We start from the raw sequence: 19,547 nt of genomic DNA, 5'->3' as shown, positions 1-19,547 counted from the left end.
CGGATAAGCGTCAAGCACCGTATTTTAGCTGTTCTGACGCTGGGTGCAGCCGCCGAAGACATCGAGCGAGGGATCGTAGACCGATGTGGAGACGTTCATCATGCCAAGGATGCTGTGGAAGTAATTATCGTGCGAGCGTCCGCCTTCTGCGGCACTCTTTGCCAGACAGGCCTTGTCGAGACCCATCGATTTGGCGAAATCGTCATCGAACCAGACCAGAAACGGCACATGGGTCTGCTGGTCTGGCGCCAGAAGGTAAGGTGCGCCATGCAGGTAAACGCCGTTTTCGCCCAGGGATTCGCCGTGGTCGGAGGCGTAAATCATGCCTGTCGCCAGCTTGTCCGACCGGGCCTTCAGCTTGTCGATCACGGTTGACAGGAAGTGGTCGGTGTAAAGAAGGGTATTGTCGTAAGAGTTGACGATTTCCGTGTCAGAGCAGTTCCCGAGCTCGGCGGTGCGGCAATCGGGTGTGAATTTCCGGAATTCATCGGTGTAGCGCAGGTAATAGGTGGGTCCATGGCTGCCCATCTGGTGAAGCACGATCACGCTGTCCTTGGTGACGTTGTTGAGCCAGGCATCGAGCTTGTCGAAGAAGATGTCGTCGCGGCATTCGCCACCGGTGCAGAAGCGGCTGTCATTGGTCGAAGGCAGGTCGAAATAAGGGATGCGGTCGGCGACGTTCTTGCTGCCGGTATTGTTGTCAAGCCACGTCGCCCCGATGCCGGCGTGAACGAGAACATCCATGACGTTCTCATTGGCGAGCGCCTTGCTGTGGCTATATTGCGACCTTGGGAATTTTGAGAACATGCAGGGAATGGAAATTGCCGTCGCGGTGCCGCAGCTGGTGGTGTTCGGGAAATAGACCACGTTCCGTTTGGCAAGCTCCGGATTGGTTTCACGCCCGTACCCGTTGAGCGAGAAATTTGCAGCGCGCGCCGTCTCACCGGCCACGATGACGGTGACACGCGGTTTATGAATGCCGCCGAGAGCAGGGAGGACCCTGGCGTCTTGGCCAAGCGGGCTCACCTGAATATCGACCTCCCTACCGGCCTGCGTGAAATAATGGACAGTCGACATGATCGGCGACAGGGGATTGACGCTTTTGACGATGTCCTTGTGCTGGCGGATTGCGGTGGTGAAGGTCTTGGAATTGGCGAAGCTGATGATGCCGGCGATGGTGAGGCAGACCAGGATACTGATCGTGTTCCACAGAAGCTTTTCGAGGATTGGCCGGTGCCTGACGCGAACGATGATCACGACGAGAGACGGCACCAATCCGAAAATCGCCATATGCCAGAGAAAACCGGGCGTGATCAGGTTGCCGGCCTCTGCCTGCGTCGTTTCCATGGCGTTGCGGATCATATCGCTGTCAATAACGATGCCATAACGATCCATGAACCAGGACGCCGCGGCCGAGGCGAAAATCAGGACGATTAGAAAGGGCTTGATGATATATTTTGCCGAAAAAATGATGATCAGCGCGCCAAAAAGCGCGAACATCGCGCCATAAAGCGCGACGATGGCCACCGGATAGGCGGAGAGATAGGTATCGACCTTCGACCAGAACGTCCGGTTCGCAAAAAACAGCAGATAGGCCGCCGTCAGCAGGCTGAGTGATACGCTGCCGATTTCGGGACGATATGTCGTTGTTCCCGTCGCTTTCGCCGTAAAGAGTGCCAATGCAAGATCCACCAGATTTCAGAGTGGGCGGGCGGCGATGGGACATGGCGAAAATGCCATCGTCCATGCATCCGCACCGGCCGATCAATGGCGGATGCATGATTTTGCTGACATCAACCTGAAAGCTTGTCATGAAAGCGTCACACGGCCAGATCGGCACGAAGCTGCACGTCGCGGATCCGAGCGACTTCTATCGGGTACGATTAAAGTGAGACGCGAATGTCCAGCCGATGGCTGGGCGCTCTCGCCTCAACTGCGGGTATGGAGAATGAAAGCCCTGACAGCAGGAGAGGCTTCAGTTTTGCGGTGGGCGATGGCGAGATCCGAAGTGATTGCGCTTGCTGGAAGCGGAACGTAGCGCACACCGGGCAACCGCAGACACTCCAGCGAGCGCGGCACCAGTGCCACGCCAAGGCCGATGGCCACAAGGCTGGCGATGGTCGTGTAGTCCCGTCCTTCTGCGCTGATACGTGGCTGGAAGCCTGCTTCGTGGCAGGCTTCGATCGTGTTGTGATGAAAGCCGACATCTGGTGGCTGTCTGGGAGTTATGAACGTTTCGTTGGCGAGGGACTTGAGATCGAGTTGTCGCGCATGGGCCGCGGGGTGGCTTTCGGGAAGTGCTGCCATCAGCGATTCGCGCAGAATGACATGTGTCGTGACACCTTCCGGAACGGGTGCGGGCGGGCGGATGAAGGCAACGTCCAGATTGCCATCCGCGATATTGGCGAGCTGCAAACGCATTTCCATCTCCGTCAGTTGAAGCTCTACATCGGGATGGGAGGCACGAAAACTGGTAATGGCCTGTATCATCATGCCGGAATAGGCCGCAGAGGCGACATAACCGATGGAAATGCGACCGGTTTCGCCCCGGTCGACACGCTTTAGCGCCGCAAGCGTTGCCTCGGCACTGCCAAGAATTTTACGTGCATCCTCATAGAGAAGCTGACCCGGTGTCGTCAGCTTCACCGAACGGCGTGTACGGTCCAGCAACGGCATCCCGACGATTTGCTCCAGCGCCATGATCTGCTGGCTTAGACCCGGTTGAGCGATACCCAGACGGGCGGCCGCCCGTTCGAAATTCCGCTCATCCACCAGCGTGGTGAAGTAGCGCAGATGTCGCAGCTCAAACGACTCCGTCCTGCTTGCCGGTTTCCTGCCCACGGTGTGGCCTTCCAAGTGCCGTTTGAATAATTCCAGACTATTATCGCGGCCAAATTTCATAATCAATAATGATGAAAAAATCTTGTTTCACTTATTGGATCACGCTCGACAGCTTGCGTAATAAGATGACTGGAATTCTCCAGAAAGGATGCCGCTTGGGCAGCAGCGGATGATGAAGGGTCTTGGCGTGCAAAAAAAAACGAAACACATCTCCATTTTGATGGGCGGGTGCGCCGCCATTGCCTGCGCGGCATTCGTCAATCAGGCCGCGCTTGCCCAGGAAGCCGCATCGACAGTTTTGCAGACCATAACCGTCGATGGTTCGAGCGTTCAGGATCCAAAGGCGCCGCTCAAAGGTTACGTGGCGAAGTCAAGCGCCAGTGCCACCAAAACGGGACGATCGCTAATCGAAACGCCGCAATCGGTATCCGTCATCACCAGAGACCAGATGGATGCGCAGAATGTCCGTAATCTCAGCGAAGCGCTGAATTATGTGCCGGGTGTCGTCGCGCAGCCGTTTGGCGCTGATCCGCGTTTCGACGCACCTCGCATTCGTGGTTTCCAGGGCAATCAGCTGCAGTTTTTGAATAGCCTGCGGCTGATGCGCACGGCTGGTGCGCCCTCTTACGAAGTCTACGGGCTTGAGCGGGTGGAGGTCATCCGCGGGCCGGCTTCAGTCCTTTATGGCCAGGGCAATCCCGGCGGTCTCATCAATCTTATCAGCAAGCGGCCTACATTCGAGCGCTTTGGCGAAGTTGGCGCGCAGGTCGGCAGCTATGATCAATATCAGTCGATGTTCGACATTGGCGGTCCGGTTGGGGAGAGTGACACTTTTGCCTATCGCCTGACGGGCGTTGCACGACATGCCCATCTTCAGACGGACGGGCTGGAAAACGACCGTTATTTCATCGCCCCGGCGCTGACATGGCAGCCGGACGAGGATACGAAGCTCACAGTGCTCGCCTCGTATCAGCACGATAATCCAAGTTCTCCCTCGGGTCTTCCGGCCGCTCTCACCTACTTCAGGCCCGGCAACATGCTGGATCGCAGCTTTTCCGTTGGCGATCCGTCCTTCGATACGTCAAACCGCAAGTTCGCGACGATTGGTTACGAATTCGAGCACCGTTTCGACGATACCTTCACGTTCCGCCAGAATGTCCGTTACTCGAATTTCGACTGGTCTTACCGGGCGCTCGGCACGTCTTCGACGGGCGGCGGAATGATCGGCAGCCTCATTCGCCGCAACGCGACGTTCCAGGACGAGCTGTTGAACACCTTCAACATCGACAACAGCCTGCAGGCCGATTTTGCCACAGGACCGATCGACCACACGTTGCTCGTCGGGCTGGACTACCGCTATTTCGATAATAACGTCAAAACAGAGTTCTGGACCGCAACGCCGCTCAATCCAGTCAACCCAACCTATGGCGGGCCGATCAGCCTCACCGCGCGCACACTGTATGCCGATGTGAAAACGGATATTTCCCAGATCGGTCTTTACGCGCAGGATGAGATGGCGATCGAAAACTGGCGGATCACCGCCGGTCTGCGACAGGATTGGGCAAGCACCAGCGGCACGACGTTCAACGGCACCACCTACCGCTCGCTCGACAAGGATGATCACAAACTGACAGGCCGCGTCGGCGTGAGCTACCTCTTCGATGGCGGCATCGCCCCCTATGTCAGTTACGCGACCTCCTTCGAGCCCGTGCCGCAGCCGGCTGTCGGCGATGCGCCGAAACCGACCACTGGCGAACAATGGGAAGCGGGCATTAAATATCAACCTGATGGGTTTGACGGGTTCTTTTCGGCCGCGATCTACGATTTGAAGCAGAAGAATGTGACCACGACCGTTGGCGGCGTGACGCAGCAGATGGACGAGGCACATGTGAGGGGCCTCGAGCTCGAAGGCGTCGCAAGCCTTACTGACGGGCTCGACCTGCGGGCGGCCTACACCTACATGGACAGCGAGGTTTCCGGCCGTGTGAATGACGGCAGGGAGCTTGATAGCACCCCCCGGCATGCGGCGAGTCTCTGGCTGGATTACACTTTTGCAGAAGATACGGCGCTTGAGGGTTTCGGCATCGGCGGCGGTGTCCGTTATGTCGGGAAGCGCTATGGCGATGCCGCAAACGCCTTTGAGATGAAGGGCATCGCTCTTCTCGATCTCGGTGTGCATTATGAGAAGAATGGTTACCGTGCTGCGCTTCTCGTGCAAAACTTGACTGATAAAGAATATATTTCTAATTGCTCCACTTTCGGATGCTACTACGGTGACGGCAGAACCATCATGGGCAAGCTGACCTATCGTTGGTAACGCCATATCGAAAGTGAAACAGCACGGGCATGGGACGCAGGGATCGATGGATGTCCCCTTTGTGGGGACGGCGGGAGTTTTTAGGTCTGCTCGCCGCGTCGGCTTTCGTGAGGACGGCGCGGGCGGCTGCGACGCCGCGTATCGCGGCCATTGACTGGGCGATGCTCGAGACATCTGTGGCTCTCGGGGTCATGCCCGTCGCGGCGACGGAGCTGATTCAGTTCAGGGCCGGCGCGGTCGAGCCGACACTTCCTCGCAGCGTCGCGGATCTTGGCCTTCGGGGTGCCCCGAACTTCGAGCTTTTGCAACTCTCCAGACCCGACCTCATCCTGATATCGCCCTTCTACACCCGCTATACCAGCAGGCTGGAGACGATTGCCCCCGTCTTCTCCCTGCCGTTTTATGTGAGAGGCGAGCCACCCTTCGGCAAGGCGCTCGCGGCGGTAACGGCACTTGGTCAGAGACTCGACCGGACGGAGGAAGCGAAACGGGTTCTCGCAGAGACGGAAGCGGCGCTACAAACCATGCGCGCCCGGCTCGCGGCTTTTTCCGGGCGGCCGACCTACGTCATCAATATCGGTGATGCCAGGCATTTTCGTGCTTTTGGTTCGGACAGCATGTTCGGGGACATTCTCGGCCGGCTGGGGCTGGCCAATGCCTGGGTCAATCGTTCGCAGTTTACCTTCGCAGCGCCCGTGCCGATCGAAAATCTCGCAGCGTCGCCGGAAGCGCGCATCGTCATCGTCTCCGACATTCCGGTAGAGGCGCGTGAAAGCCTGCGAAATAGCGCCATCTGGCGGGCCTTGCCAGCCGTGCGGGACGGTCGGGTCGTCGAACTTGCCAATGTCGCGCCTTATGGCGGTATCACTGCCGGCAGGCGTTTCGCGCGGCTCTTGACGGAAGCCATGCTTGCCAGGGGAGACAGCCTTTGACGGCGAGGCCACTGCAGATTTTTCTGGGGTTCATCTTCATTCTGGCCTCGGCTCTTTCGCTGCATGCCGGGTTGCAACGGCTGCCTTTCGATGCATGGCCAAGCCTGCCCTTCGACGCCGCTTCCATGTCGATGGATCAGGTCATTCTTGCCTTCAGCCTGATGCCACGTATGGCGGTCGCCATTCTGGCGGGCGCGATGCTGGGTCTTTCGGGTGCGCTTTTCCAGCAGTTGCTGCGCAATCCGATCGCCGATCCTTCCACGCTCGGGATCTCGGCTGGGGCCCAGCTCGCCATCGTGATCGCCACCCTGTTCTTTCCGTCTGTTCTCGACGGTAACCGAGTGTGGGTGGCGCTCGCCGGAGCTTCGGTGGCGGCGAGCATCGTATTCCTTCTCGGCTGGCGGCGCTCCTTCGAGCCTGTGACGATGGTGGTCTCCGGCCTGCTGGTCGGCATCACCGCCGCCTCCCTTGCCGCGGCGCTCACACTTGCGCAGGGCGAATATCTCATGTCGTTGGTCGTCTGGAACGGCGGCTCGCTTAGCCAGCAGGACTGGTCCAACGTTATCCTGCTGGGCTTCCAGCTTTTGGCGGGACTTGTGCTGACCGCACTGTTGATCCGACCGCTGACGGTTCTCGGGCTCGGCGATTACGGCGCGCAGTCCCTTGGTCTATCGCTTTTTTCCGTCAGGCTTGCGGTCGCGGCAGTTGCCGTCATGCTGGCGGCCTTTGTTGCTGCTGCAGTCGGCCTTGTCAGCTTCATTGGCCTTGCGGCGCCCGCACTCACCCGGGCGTTTGGCGTTCGCCGCTCGTCCTCCGTGCTTTTCCTGTCGCCGCTTCTGGGCGGCTTGCTGCTCTGGTTCTGCGATGGTCTCGTTCAGCTCCTGGCGAGCACGACGGCGGAGGTTTTCCCAACGGGTGCAGTCACGGCGCTGATCGGCGGTCCATTGCTTCTCTGGCTGCTTCCAAAAATCCGGCCGACGGATGTCACCAGCGGCGAGGGGGCGGAGCCGGCAAAAAGACGGCAGCTTGCGGCGCTCCTGCCGGTGCTTGTCTTGATGGCTGTGCTGGTTTTCGCAGGGCTTGTTATCGGCAGGGGACCTGAAGGCTGGACAATGCTGACGACGGGAGACCTTGAAAGCCTCTTGCCGTTCCGCTGGCCGCGTTTGGCGGCCGCCATGGCCGCGGGCGGTCTTCTGGCGATGGCAGGTGCACTTCTGCAACGCCTCACCGGCAACCCCATGGCGAGCCCGGAGGTGATCGGCGTTAGTGGGGGCGCGGGCCTCGGCTTCGCTGCCGCCATTACGATTTTTCCGGCAGCCGGATTGTTCGAACTGTTTAGCGGCGCCGGCATAGGCGCCGCACTGGTCATGATCCTTGTGCTGTTCTTCGCCGTGCGCCGCCACCTTGCATCGGAAAAAATCCTGCTCGCCGGCATCGCCGTCAGTTCGCTCTGCTCGGCCGTCCTTTCAGCCCTGCTTGCCATAGGCGACCAGCGTGCCTGGCAAATTCTCGCCTGGCTGAGCGGGTCCGGCTCGACGGCGACCCCGGCATCGGCGGTCTTTCTCGCGATCATGTCCGCCGTACTTCTGGCCGCGTCTCTGTCGTTGACGCGATGGCTGACGATCCTTCCCCTCGGCCGTGACGTACCAGTCTCGTTGGGCCTTCCGCTGAGTGGTGCACGCATTGCGGTGATCGCCGTTGCCGGCATTGCCACAGGTGCTGCCTCGCTACTCGTCGGGCCGCTGAGCTTCGTCGGATTAATGGCGCCGCATATTGCGCTGCGCGCCGGGTTCACGATGCCACGCGGCCACCTGCTTGCTTCCTTCCTGTTCGGCGCGGTGCTCATGGCGCTTTCCGATCTTGGTGCGCGAACGGTGACGTTCCCCTATGAACTGCCGCTTGGGCTTTTTGCAGCGCTCGCCGGTGCCCCCTATCTGATCTGGCTGTCGGGCAGGCGATGAATTTTTGAACGATATATAGAGGTGAGAAACATGGGTCAGGCAGCACTGGCAGTCGATCAAGATACACCGCTTTTTTCTCTTGATGGCGTCACCATGGCGGTGCCGGGCAGGACGTTGTTGCAGCCGTTGACGACATGTTTTTCAACCGGCAAGACTATCGGCCTGATAGGACATAACGGGTCTGGAAAATCGACGCTGCTCAAGATCCTGGCGCGCATCCAGGCGCCAACGGCCGGCCGGGTTTCGTTCGAGGGCAAGCCCTTGAATGCTTGGGGCAACCGCGAATTCGCGCGCAAGCTTGCGTATCTGCCGCAATATACACCGGCCGCCTCCGGCATGCTGGCAAAGGAACTGGTAGCGCTTGGCCGTTATCCCTGGCACGGGGCGCTCGGGCAATTCACCCGCGCAGATCAGGACAAGGTGGATGAAGCGATCGAGCTCACAGATACCGTTGCCTTCCGTGACCGGCTGGTGGATACGCTTTCCGGCGGCGAGCGCCAACGTGTGTGGCTCGCCATGCTGGTGGCGCAGAATGCCGAAAGCCTGCTTCTCGACGAGCCCATCTCCGCGCTTGATATGGCGCACCAGATCGAAGTGCTGTCACTTGTTCAGAGGCTATCCCGCGAAAAGGGCCTCGGCATTATCGTTGTGCTGCATGATGTCAACATGGCGGCAAGGTTCTGCGACGAGATCGTTGCGCTCCATTCCGGCAATCTCATCGCCAGGGGAACGCCCAAAGAGATCATGACGCCGGAGACGCTTGAGCTAATCTACGGCGTAAGCATGGATGTCATGATCCACCCAGCCACGGGCTTTCCTGTCGCATTGCCGCTCTGAGTTGTTGCAGCAAAACAACGGGTGATAACGACGGGTGTTAAACGGCAAATCCCCCCTCATTTGCCGCCCTAACAATGTCTTAATGGCCGCCTAGCCCGATCAGACATTGTTAACCGCGCCGCTTTCATCGCCTCCAATTAAGTTGTTTTGGATCGATTTTTCGGAACAAACGTTAACAGTGCGGAATTCAATATCCGGAGAGGGCAAGAAGGGCTGCTGCGGGTAGAATAAAACAGGAGAAGATCAAATGAAAAAGGCTGTTGCCGTAACTTTTGCCGCATTGACCATGGGCCTCGGTGGAGTAGCCTCCGCTGTTGCTGCTGACCTTGCAGGATATGAACCCGCTCCTCGCGAGCAGGACGACCGTAATGGCGTGAAGATCGGCTACCTCACCTGCGATATCGGCGGCGGCGTCGGTTATGTTCTCGGCTCTGCCAAGGAACTGGACTGCACCTTCCAGTCCACGATCGGCGCGCGTCGCACCGACCACTATACCGGCGCCATCCGCAAGATGGGCGTTGACCTCGGTTTCACCACGCAGGGTCGTCTCGTCTGGGCTGTATTCGCTCCCACCGCCGGTTACCATCGCGGCTCGCTCGGCGGCCTTTATCAGGGCGCAACCGCTGAAGTCACCGTCGGTCTTGGCGTCGGCACCAACGTTCTCGTAGGCGGTACATCCGGCTCCATCCAGCTGCAGACGGTCAGCGTGACCGGCCAGGTTGGTCTGAACCTCGCAGCGACCGGTACGTCTGTGACGCTGACCGCCATGAACTAATCGGCAAATTGCCCGCTACTCTCACCGGGCATTCTGCCGTATGTCAAAACCACGCCCTCTTCGTCGTCAGACGGAGAGGGCGTTGTAGGATCAGGGCCATGATTTCCATGTCTAGACAAGCTGCGGCCGCAGCCGCGTTTTTCCTGTTGCTTGCGGCGAGCGCCTTTGCAGATGGCGATGCCGCGCATGGCGAGAAGGTTTTCAGCCGCTGTTCCACCTGCCATAGCATCGACGCACCGCGCACACGCATGGGGCCGCATCTGATGGGCGTGGTCGGCAGACCGATCGCATCAGTCAATGACTACGGCCATTATTCGCAGGCGCTGAAGGATGCTGGAGCGGCCGGTCGCGTCTGGTCTGAGGAAGAGCTTCAGGAATTTCTCTCCAGTCCAAAGAAGGCGATACCTGGAAATGCAATGCGGTTTTTCGGACTTTGGAGCGACACCGATATCGCCGACCTGATCGCGTACCTGAAGACCCATCCGCTGCCGCAATAATGTCAGAGCGGTGCTTCGGATAAAATGTTTTCTGCTTCTTCCGTCGTCATCGACATAACTTTCGCCCCGATTTCGAAGCTGAAACCGTTTCTCGCGAAGGCCGAAAATTCTTTTGCCTTGCGCTTCTCATCAAATTCGACCCGACGAAAGGGACCAAATGCGCGTTTTCTCGCAAAACTGATGGCAGCGATAAGATCGTCAGTCTCCTGGAGTGCGACGGCAGCGGTCTCCCGGTCTACCCCCTTTAACTGGAGTTTTTGCGCCAGCCCCCGTTTCGATTTGCCACTGCGCTGGCCGCTTCTCACCGTGATTTCAGCAAAGGCGGTATCGTCAAGCGCCTTGATGTCGTAAGCGAAACGGACCGCAAAATCGCCGAGCGCCCTTACCTGGGCGGTGCTTATAGTCTCGAATTTCACTCGCGCCTTGCGCATGATGGCGTCGCGTAGTTGCTTCTCCGTCATCATGCGTTGTTCCAGCCGGTAGAGCGCGGAATTGCGTGCCCAGGACAGCATGCGGCTGGTAGGTTCAACGGCGGGTTTGTCGCCGTCGAACTCCATGTCATCAGTCAGGAACAGGTCTGAATCGTCGCTCATGGCGCAATTATAGCGCCCTGAAGCGACCTTGCCACGCCCTTTCAGACCGGTCTTTTCCGATCTCAGGGCGTTTGTGCACCGGTTGCGGCGACATAGACCGAATACAGTGATTTCGTTGCGGTGATGAACAGGCGGTTCTTCTTCGGGCCGCCGAAGGTGAGGTTCGCCACTGTCTGCGGTACCTTGATCTTGCCGATGAGCGTACCGTCAGGCGCAAAGCAATGCACGCCATCACCCGCGCTTGTCCACAGATTGCCGGCCGTGTCGAGGCGAAAGCCATCCGGCAGGCCGTTGTCGAGATTGCAGAACTCCCGGCCGTTGGCGAGTTTGATGCCATTCACGACGTCGAAGACGCGGATATGGCGGGGGCGGGAGACATCGTGGCTGTAGGAACTGTCGGCGACATAAAGCTTTGTCTCGTCGGGCGAAAAGGCAAGGCCGTTCGGCTGCACGAAGTCATCGACGGCGATGTCGATCTTTCCGGTGGCGGGATCGAGCCGGTAGACATTGCGGGTCTTCTGCTCCGGCACGGCCTTGTAGCCCTCGTAGTCGGAAAGAATGCCGTAGGTCGGGTCGGTGAACCAGACGCTGCCGTCGGATTTGACCACCACATCATTGGGAGAGTTCAGCCGCTTGCCGTCGTAGCTGTCGGCGAGAACGGTGATCGAGCCGTCGACTTCGGTGCGGGTGACACGCCGGCCACCATGTTCGCAGGAAACAAGCCGCCCCTGACGGTCGCGCGTATTGCCGTTGGCAAAGTTGGACGGCTGACGGAACACCGAAATCCCGCCATTCGGCACCCAGCGCAAGATCCGCTCATTGGGAATATCGCTGAACAGCAGGCAGTTGAGATCGGCAAACCAAACCGGTCCTTCGGCCCATCGGCAGCGGGAATAAAGCTCTTCCAGTTCTGCATTGCCGACGATCAGATGGCGAAAGCGGTCATCGTGGATTTCGTAAGGGGAGGTCTTGTCTGTGGTCATGAGCGTGGTCCGCTTTTAGGCTCGTCGTTCGGGGTTCAGCGCATGGCCTTGCGGCCGCTCGCCAGAAGAATGACGGAGATGATGATGAGGCCGGTGAGGATGAGGCGGATGCCGGCGCCGAAACCATAGGTGTTCAGCATCGAAACCACCAGGAACATGAAGAGCGAAGCGCCCCAGATGCCGGGAACATTGGAATCGCCGCCCGCGACCGCCGTGCCGCCAATGACAACGACGGCGATGGACATCAGCAGATATTCCGATCCCATGTTAAGCGCCGCACCTCCGGAGAAGCTGGCGAGCAGATAACCGGCAATTGCCGCCAGCACCGCGCAGAGCACATAGGTGACGAAACGTGCGCCATCCACGGGAATGCCGGTCATGCGGGCAGCGAAGGTGCTCTGACCGATGGCGGAAATCCAGCGTCCGTAAAATGTGCGGTCGAGCAGGAGCCAGGCGACGACCGAGAGTAACAGTGCGACGAGCGCGACGTTCGGGATACCGAAAGAGCTTGAAATCGCGAATGTCGCCAATGTTTCCGGCGGCTTGATGCGCAGACCACGGTTTGACCAGATGGCGATGGATTGCACGATGAAGCTCATCGACAGCGTCGCGATGATCGGCGGGATGCGCAGGAGCTTGATCAGCGCATAATTGCCGATGCCGATGGCAACGCCGATCAGAATGGCGATCAGCAGTCCGGGCATGATGAGACTGTCCGACACATCCATGAATTTCAGGGCAAGCGTGCCGGATAGCGTCATCGTCGCGGGAACGCAGAGATCGATGTTCCCCGGCCCAAGCGTGATGACGAACATCTGGCCGATGCCGACGATGACGGAGAACGCCGCGAAGGTGAGGGCGGCATGCGACAGGCCGAAGGAGCTTGCGCCGCCGGTGAAGAGCACGGTGACGATCCACACCGCAACGGTTGCGGCAAAAGACCAGATCCATGGTTTTCTGGTGATGGAAGCGAGCCCATTCATTGGTTTTTCTCCCGCTTTTCGAGACGGTTGAGCAGGATGCGCAGTGCAAGCACGATGATAAGGATCGCCCCTTGGGCACCGATCTGCCAGTCCGGCGAAATGCGCATGAAGGACAGGAAGGAGCCTGCGAGCGTCAGCGTCAAAGCGCCGATGACAGCACCGATGGGCGAGACCCTGCCGCCGACGAATTCACCGCCGCCGAGAATGACACCGGCAATCGACAGCAGCGTGTAACGCAGGGCGATATTGGCGTCGGCTGATGTCGTCAGGCCCACAAGGGCGATACCGGACAGCACCGCGAAGAAACCGGCCAGCGCAAAGGTGGCGGCGCGGATGCCGATGACCGACCAGCCGGAACGCTCGACAGAGCGGAAATTTCCGCCAACGCCGCGCATCAGCACGCCGAACGAGGAGCGCATGACGATATAATGGGCGATCACCGCAATCAGGATGCTGGCGACGATCGCGATCGGCAAGAAAGGCGGTTTCGCTGTCATCAGGGTGCGGATGAAGGCTGGGGCCTGGCCGCCCGGCGAAGGCAGAATAAGAACGGCGAGGCCGCCCCAGACGAAGCTCATGCCGAGCGTGACAACGATGGAGGGCAGGGCGCGGATATGGATGACGGCCCCAAGCACAGCATAAACCGCAATCGCTCCGGCAAAGATCGCAATACCGAGCAGGGGCGTCGATTGCAGGAAGGTGGCGGTGACGCAGGCACAGAAGCTGACGAAGGTGCCCATCGACAGGTCGAGATCGTTGACCGACATGATCAGCATCTGCGCAATGGTGGCGAGCGCGATGGGCACCGCCAGATTGAACAGCAGGTTCATGCCGGTGTAGCTCATGGCACGCGGCTGCATGTAGAAGACCGCGGCGAGCAGGAAAGTGAGCGAGGCGGCGGGAATGACGAGGCGGAGGGCGTTTGCCGAGAGTTTCATGCGTGGTCTTCTCCGGCAAAGGAGGCGGCCAATACATTCTGCTCGGTAATGTCATCGCCGACGAGTTCAGCCTGGATGGCGCCATCGCGGAAGACGTAGACCCGGTCACAAAGGCGGATTTCATCCATTTCGGTAGAGTACCAGATGAAGGTGCGGCCGTGAGAGGCTTCAGTTCTCAAGATATCGTAGACCTCCTGTTTCGTGCCGATATCAACGCCGCGCATCGGGTCGTCCATCAAGACGGTGCTGGCGGTGGTGGCGAGCGCACGGGCGAAAAGCACCTTCTGCTGGTTGCCGCCTGAGAGGGACAGGATCTTGTTGCCCATATCAGGCGTGCGGATTTCGATGCGCTTTTTCCACTGATCGCCGCGTTCGGTTTCCTTCGCCCTGTCCACCATGCCTGCGGATGAAATATCCCTGAGCGAGGCGATGGACAGGTTCTTGAGGATGCTCCACAGCGGGAAGGTGCCGTTGAGGCTGCGGTCACCGGCGACAAAGGCGATATCGGTCTTGCGCGCCGGCAGCCAGCTGCTGTTGCGGGCAAGGTAAAGCTCGAGAAGCGCTTCGGTCTGGCCATGGCCGCCAAGACCGGCAAGGCCGATGATCTCACCGCGAAAGGCCTCGAAGGCAAGGCCTTCGCCCCGGCGCGCCGGCATGGACAGCACTTTTTCGCCCGCCTTGCGGTTTTCGAGTTTCTGCCTGTCCTGCGGCTTGACGACGCTGCCCATGGCTTCCACCAGCGTGCGCGTGGTGAATTCGCCCGCCGGCCGGTTGGCCACCACGCGACCGTCCTTCATCACGACGATGCGGGTGGCGGTCGAAAGAATTTCGCCTAGAATATGCGAGATCAGCAGAACGGAACCGCCGGTTCGCACAAAACGCCGTACATAATCCATCAATTGTTCGGCAAGGCCGGCGTCGAGCGAGGAGGTGGGTTCATCGAGGATCACCAGCCTCGGGGCCTCAGGTGTGCGGCAGAAATTGATGGCGATTTCCACCATTTGCCGCTCCGCAATGGAAAGCTCGGCAATCGTCAGTTCGCAATCGATGCCATGCCCGGGAAAAATCTCGTCCAGCGTCTGGCGGATCATGGTAAGAGCGCGCCCGCGCCAGTTTCGTCCGCTGATAGTGGCATGCATGATGCGGACATTTTCGCTGATCGTCAGGTTCGGGCAAAGCGAGAGTTCCTGAAACACGCAGCGCACGCCGCTCGCACGCGCGGCGGCGATGCCGTGGCGGTTATGGTCACTGCCGTAGGAAATGGAGCCTTCATGCGGCGTCAGCCCGCCATTGATGACATTGACGATCGTGGATTTTCCCGCGCCATTATGGCCGACGAGCCCGAGGCATTCCCCGGCACGGATGACGAGATCGGCCCCATCCAGCGCCTTGACCGCGCCAAAAGCGACCTTCACGCCGCGTACGGCGACGACTTCTTCCGCCTCGATGATGTCATTCATGAGCAATTGCGCCAGTGATCTGAAATTGAATATGTGGGGCACTGCGGCGCTTGTTTCGAAAGCGCCGCAGGGTCCGGCATCGAACCGCAGACTACTTCGCCGAGGAAATGACCTTCTGGGCATCCTCAAGCGAGTATTCGACATTCGCAACGCCACCCTTCTGGGTCTTCTTGAGGTTCTCCTCAAGATTGGCCTGGTCGATGCGCAGGAAAGGAACCGTCAGGTCCTTCTTCACATCCTTCCCATCCAGAATCTGCTGCGCCACCCAGAATGCGAGCGTCGAAACGCCCGGAGCGATGGAGACGGACATGGTCTCGTAGCCGCTGGCATCCTTCTGCTGTTTCCACCATTGCAGCTCGTCTTCGCGGTTGCCCATCACGATCGTCGGTGTCGGGCGCTTGGCAGCGGCGAAAGCCTGTGCCGCACCATAACCGTCACCGCCCTGGGTTACGACGGCCGCGACTTCAGGAAGGCTCGGCAGAATACCGGCGACGGCGCGCTGGGCGACATCCTGTGCCCAGTCGCCATTGACCGAACCGACGATCTTGAACTGCGGGTTCTTGGCAACGGCATCGACGATACCGGCATGGATTTCGTCATCCACGGAAACACCGGCGAGACCGCGGATTTCGAGCAGGTTGCCGCCCTTCGGCATGGCCTTGGCGAGGTAGTCGATCTGGCTTGCACCCATCGCCTTGAAATCCACCGCGATGCGCCAGGCGCAGGGCTCGGTGACGATGCCATCGAAAGACACGACGGTGATGCCGGCATCACAGGCTTCCTTCACCGCGCCGTTAAGCGCGGTCGGCGAAGCGGCGTTGATGACGATGGCGTCATAACCCTGCAGGATGAGGTTCTGGATTTGGGCTGCCTGTTCGGTCGCCTGGTTTTCTGCTGTCGTGAAGGCGTCGGCTGCGGCCACCTGCTTGTCGGCGACGGCTTGCTTGGTGATCTTGTCCCAGCTGGTCAGCATCGCCTGACGCCAGGAATTGCCTGCGTAATTGTTTGAAAGCGCAATTTTCTTGGCCGACGTATCGGCATGTGCGGTGATCGGCAGGGCTGCGCATGCGACAGCGGCCGATGCCAGAAGCATCTTTCTGAAAGCCATTGATTTCCTCCCTGGTGGCTTGCCCTTTCGGGGTCCCGGAACCCTCCTCTGCCACAAATCTCCTCGGCGGCAGACGAAATCCCGTTGCACTGGAGCTCCGTTCCCCAGTACAAGCAAGAATGACCAATAAGATTTGGCTTGTATAGGCGGATCACGGCAATCTTACTGCGGGTTTCCGCAGAAAGCATGCGGGAACCCGCAGGACGAAACGGCATTCCGGGCGCAGAATGGATGATGCGGCGCTCTAGTGTGCTTAAACCTGCGCCGCCCGATGTCGATTCGGCAGGCGCTTGGGAGGGCGTCGGCAAATGTTGGATACGCCGAAAAGCGCGCTTTTTCATCACTACATGGGCATTTCGCGCCTGCTGGCCGGGCAGCTGGAATTCAACGCCATTATTCAGGCGGTTGCGACCGAGATCAGTCATATCATCCCGCATGACCACATGGATGTTTGCATCAAGCAGCTGGATGACAAGTACCACATCGCCTATGAGAGCGGGCTTGTCAGCGCCTGGAGCAAACACCCGCCTGCACTTTTGACCGGAAGTCCCATCCGCTCCCTCCTGTCCGGAGAGGTCGAGCATCTTCTGAGCAGCGATGCCTGCGCCGATCCCCGATTTCACTTCAAGGGCGCCTTTTCCAGTCCCATCCATGAACTCGACCTGCATAGCCGTCTGCACGTTCCGATGAAGGTGCACGGCGATATCATTGGTGCGCTCAGCTGCTCATGCCATCGAGCCAATGCCTATACGATGGAGGACGTGGCCAACGCGCGCGCAGTGGCGGATCTGCTGGCACCCTATTTTTATGCCATCCGCGCCGCCGAACAGGCAAAACGTTCAGCCATCGAGGAGGCGCGTGCCAATGCTCGCGAAGAAGGACTTCGCCTCGGCGCCCTGCAATTGACGGAGGCTCTTGAGGCCGAACGTCAGCGGATCGGCATGGATCTCCACGATCAGACGCTGGCCGATCTGACGAGACTGGCGCGACGTATCGAGCGCATGAGCCATTCGGCGGATATGTCGGGCGATATGCTGGAACCGGTTGTCCGGAGCCTTCAACATTGCATGCAGGACCTGCGCGAGATCATCGAGGAAGCAAAACCCTCGATCCTGCAATTGTTCGGCGTCGTTGAGGCGATCGAGACCTATGTCGACCGCTCGGTGCGCGATAGCGGCTCGGTTATAGAGTGGTCTGTCACCGATGAGACCGACGGCCTGGTGGAGAGGCTCGACAAGACGGTGGCGATCTCGCTGTTCCGCATCGTGCAGGAGGCGGTCAACAACGCCATCAGGCATGCCCAGCCGGATACGATCGCCGTGACGCTCTCCGCGGTTGATGGCGGGTTGAGGGTGACCGTGAGCGATGACGGCAATGGCGGCGGTGACAATGCTGCCTCCGGCGGTCTCGGCATTGGCAATATGAAGACAAGGGCACGGCTGATTTCGGCACGTTTTGATATTTCCGGCAATGAAGCCGGAGCGGGCACCCGCATCACTGTTACGCTGCCGCGAGGTGCTTTCGATGTCCGGGAGGATGTTTGACATGGACGTGCTGATCGTTGAGGACGATGTGCTGCACCGCGCCTATCTGAGTGAGGCCGTGAGGGCGGCGCTGCCGGAATGCGACAATGTTCTGGAGGCGGCAAATGGCAGGGCGGGCGAGAAGCTCGCGCGCGAAAATCGGGCGGCTCACATCGTCATGGATTTGCAGATGAACGAGCGCAACGGCATCGAGGCGGCGCGCACCATCTGGAAGGAAAGGCCCGATACCCGCATCCTGTTCTGGTCCAATTATTCCGACGAGGCCTATGTGCGCGGTGTTTCCCGCATCGTGCCCGAAGGTGCCGCCTATGGGTATGTGCTGAAATCTGCTTCCGACGATCGCCTGCGGCTGGCGCTCAGGAGCATCTTCATCGAGGCGCAATGCGTGATCGACCGGGAGGTGCGCGGGTTGCAGGAGAAGAGCCTCGGCAAGGCCCACGGTTTCACTGATTCCGAATATGAAATCCTCATCGATGTCGCGCTGGGCCTCACCGACAAGGCGATTGCGCGCCGCCGAAACCTGTCGCTGCGCAGCGTGCAGAACCGGCTGCAAAGCCTCTACGAAAAGCTGAACGTGCATCAGGCGGCCGGTGATGAGGAGGCGGAAGGCCGATTTAATCTTCGAACGCGCGCCGTTACCGTGGCATTCCTGCGCAAGCTTTTGAATTACAGCGCGCTGGAACGGGCCGAGCGAGACCTGTCGGAATGGGCGGGGAGCCGTTGAGTTATCAGGGGAGGAAGGCCAGCAGCCGTCTTTCATCCGCCCTGAGGCCCGAGACGGGTTTTGCCCCGACCTTCAAGATGCGGCTGAGCTTTTTCTGGGCCTTTTCTTCCGTCGCGATGTCGAGGACGGCGGGATGCACATAGCTCTTGCGGCAGATCGCCGGTGTGTTTGAAAGCTCCGCCGCCGCTGCCTGGCACATGCCCTTGATGCTCGGTTTTTCACCCGCCGCCACATGTTCCATCGCGTTGCAGAAGGCAGCGAGTGTTCCGCCCCAGGTGCGGAAGGTTTTGGCTGAAATGCCCTGGCCGCCAATGCGCGCGAGGTAGGCGTTGAGGTCGCTGGAATCGACGGAATGCACCCGGTTTTCGCTATCCTGCCAGACGAAAAGCTCCTTGCCGGGAAGATCGGCGATCTCCTCGAGGATTTTCTGAAGGCGCGGATGACGCAGCTGCCGTTTCACCTTCTGCCCGCCCTTGGCAGCAAAGCGCAACTCGATTGTCTCACCAAAGGACACGTGGCGCTTGAGCAGGGTCGTCGCGCCATAGGTGCCGTTGGTTTCGAGATAGGAGCGGTTGCCGACGCGCAGATAGGCGGCGTCGAGCAGCAGTGTGAGCGCGGCAAGCGTCATCTCCTGCCCGTGGTCCTGTTTTCCGACGTCCGCCAGCGCGCGCCGGCGGATGGCGGGCAATGCCTTGCCGAAGCTTTTCAGCTGGAAGAATTTGGTTTCTCCGCGTAGCGCATGCCAGTCGGGATGATAACGATATTGCTTGCGTCCCCGCGCGTCGAAACCGGTTGCCTGAAGATGCCCGGCAGGATCAATGCAGATCCAGACATCCCTGTAAGCGGGCGGCACACCCAGCGACTTGATGCGTTTCAGTTCGACGCTGTCGGAAAGAAGTTCGCCGCCCGGAAGGCGATAGCAGAAGCCACGCCCGCGCTTTTCGCGAGCGATACCCGGTTCCTGATCGTTGACATAGGCAAGGCCGATTTTGGCAAGAAGACGGGTAGGCGGCTGTGGCATGGTTGTTTCCGGCACGTTTGAGGTTGCGGGAAA

Annotated in this window: 17 protein-coding genes; 8 read left to right on the top strand and 9 right to left on the bottom strand. The window is 59.5% G+C overall.

Annotation, left to right across the window (positions count from 1 at the left end; genetic code table 11):
- Nucleotides 1-24: 24 nt before the first annotated feature.
- Together FS804_RS19660 and FS804_RS19655 are read right to left on the bottom strand one after the other, a co-directional pair.
- Nucleotides 25-1,692: a phosphoethanolamine transferase gene (locus FS804_RS19660; protein WP_144578581.1), complete on the bottom strand. Its 1,668-nt coding sequence runs from the start codon at nt 1,690-1,692 to the stop codon at nt 25-27.
- A gap of 237 nt (nt 1,693-1,929) precedes the next feature.
- Nucleotides 1,930-2,901, bottom strand: coding sequence for a LysR family transcriptional regulator (locus tag FS804_RS19655; protein WP_186376915.1), 972 nt, complete (start codon nt 2,899-2,901; stop codon nt 1,930-1,932).
- Between the two features lie 88 nt (nt 2,902-2,989).
- Between FS804_RS19655 and FS804_RS19650 the strand changes: the two genes are divergently transcribed.
- The 6 genes from FS804_RS19650 (at nt 2,990) to FS804_RS19625 (ending at nt 10,160) form a co-directional block, all read left to right on the top strand.
- Entirely contained in the window at nt 2,990-5,158 is a 2,169-nt protein-coding gene (locus tag FS804_RS19650; RefSeq protein ID WP_186376914.1) for a TonB-dependent siderophore receptor, read from the top strand.
- A gap of 29 nt (nt 5,159-5,187) precedes the next feature.
- A complete protein-coding gene (locus FS804_RS19645) occupies nt 5,188-6,090 on the top strand; it encodes an iron-siderophore ABC transporter substrate-binding protein (protein WP_186376913.1) in 903 nt (300 codons plus the stop codon).
- Nucleotides 6,087-8,051, top strand: a complete 1,965-nt coding sequence (gene fhuB / locus FS804_RS19640) for a Fe(3+)-hydroxamate ABC transporter permease FhuB (protein ID WP_144578577.1) — start codon at nt 6,087-6,089, stop codon at nt 8,049-8,051. The genes FS804_RS19645 and fhuB overlap by 4 nt, the downstream gene beginning before the upstream one ends.
- Nucleotides 8,052-8,081: 30 nt before the next feature.
- On the top strand, nt 8,082-8,888 hold the full coding sequence (locus tag FS804_RS19635) for an ATP-binding cassette domain-containing protein (protein ID WP_144578576.1): 807 nt from the start codon (nt 8,082-8,084) through the stop codon (nt 8,886-8,888).
- Between the two features lie 247 nt (nt 8,889-9,135).
- Entirely contained in the window at nt 9,136-9,663 is a 528-nt protein-coding gene (locus FS804_RS19630; RefSeq protein WP_063947108.1) for a DUF992 domain-containing protein, read from the top strand.
- Nucleotides 9,664-9,761: 98 nt separating this feature from the next.
- Nucleotides 9,762-10,160, top strand: a complete 399-nt coding sequence (locus FS804_RS19625) for a cytochrome c family protein (RefSeq protein WP_186376912.1) — start codon at nt 9,762-9,764, stop codon at nt 10,158-10,160.
- A gap of 2 nt (nt 10,161-10,162) precedes the next feature.
- Here FS804_RS19625 and recX read toward each other — a convergent pair whose 3' ends face one another.
- From recX to FS804_RS19595, 6 genes are all read right to left on the bottom strand, one after another.
- Nucleotides 10,163-10,753 (bottom strand): recombination regulator RecX, encoded by a 591-nt coding sequence (gene recX, locus FS804_RS19620; protein ID WP_144578574.1) that lies wholly within the window; start codon nt 10,751-10,753, stop codon nt 10,163-10,165.
- A gap of 62 nt (nt 10,754-10,815) precedes the next feature.
- Nucleotides 10,816-11,736: an SMP-30/gluconolactonase/LRE family protein gene (locus FS804_RS19615; RefSeq protein ID WP_144578573.1), complete on the bottom strand. Its 921-nt coding sequence runs from the start codon at nt 11,734-11,736 to the stop codon at nt 10,816-10,818.
- A 35-nt stretch (nt 11,737-11,771) separates the two neighbouring features.
- Nucleotides 11,772-12,719: an ABC transporter permease gene (locus tag FS804_RS19610; RefSeq protein WP_144578572.1), complete on the bottom strand. Its 948-nt coding sequence runs from the start codon at nt 12,717-12,719 to the stop codon at nt 11,772-11,774.
- Complete coding sequence (locus FS804_RS19605) at nt 12,716-13,657, bottom strand: ABC transporter permease (RefSeq protein WP_144578571.1); 942 nt, start codon at nt 13,655-13,657, stop codon at nt 12,716-12,718. The genes FS804_RS19610 and FS804_RS19605 overlap by 4 nt, the downstream gene beginning before the upstream one ends.
- Nucleotides 13,654-15,117: an ATP-binding cassette domain-containing protein gene (locus FS804_RS19600; RefSeq protein WP_144578570.1), complete on the bottom strand. Its 1,464-nt coding sequence runs from the start codon at nt 15,115-15,117 to the stop codon at nt 13,654-13,656. The genes FS804_RS19605 and FS804_RS19600 overlap by 4 nt, the downstream gene beginning before the upstream one ends.
- Before the next feature lie 91 nt (nt 15,118-15,208).
- Nucleotides 15,209-16,225, bottom strand: coding sequence for an ABC transporter substrate-binding protein (locus tag FS804_RS19595; RefSeq protein ID WP_144578569.1), 1,017 nt, complete (start codon nt 16,223-16,225; stop codon nt 15,209-15,211).
- A gap of 308 nt (nt 16,226-16,533) precedes the next feature.
- Between FS804_RS19595 and FS804_RS19585 the strand changes: the two genes are divergently transcribed.
- Nucleotides 16,534-17,769 (top strand): GAF domain-containing sensor histidine kinase, encoded by a 1,236-nt coding sequence (locus FS804_RS19585; protein ID WP_063947115.1) that lies wholly within the window; start codon nt 16,534-16,536, stop codon nt 17,767-17,769.
- Between the two features lies 1 nt (nt 17,770).
- Nucleotides 17,771-18,493, top strand: coding sequence for a response regulator transcription factor (locus FS804_RS19580; protein ID WP_144578568.1), 723 nt, complete (start codon nt 17,771-17,773; stop codon nt 18,491-18,493).
- A 4-nt stretch (nt 18,494-18,497) separates the two neighbouring features.
- On the opposite strand, the gene FS804_RS19575 is transcribed toward FS804_RS19580, so the two are convergent.
- Nucleotides 18,498-19,514: a DNA topoisomerase IB gene (locus tag FS804_RS19575; protein WP_144578567.1), complete on the bottom strand. Its 1,017-nt coding sequence runs from the start codon at nt 19,512-19,514 to the stop codon at nt 18,498-18,500.
- Nucleotides 19,515-19,547 lie beyond the last annotated feature (33 nt).

Source organism: Agrobacterium sp. DE0009 (assembly GCF_007680755.1).
In the GTDB taxonomy this organism is placed as follows: domain Bacteria; phylum Pseudomonadota; class Alphaproteobacteria; order Rhizobiales; family Rhizobiaceae; genus Agrobacterium; species Agrobacterium tumefaciens_B.
Note: the sequence above shows the minus strand (reverse complement) of the source record. Positions and strands in the feature narration are given on the sequence as shown.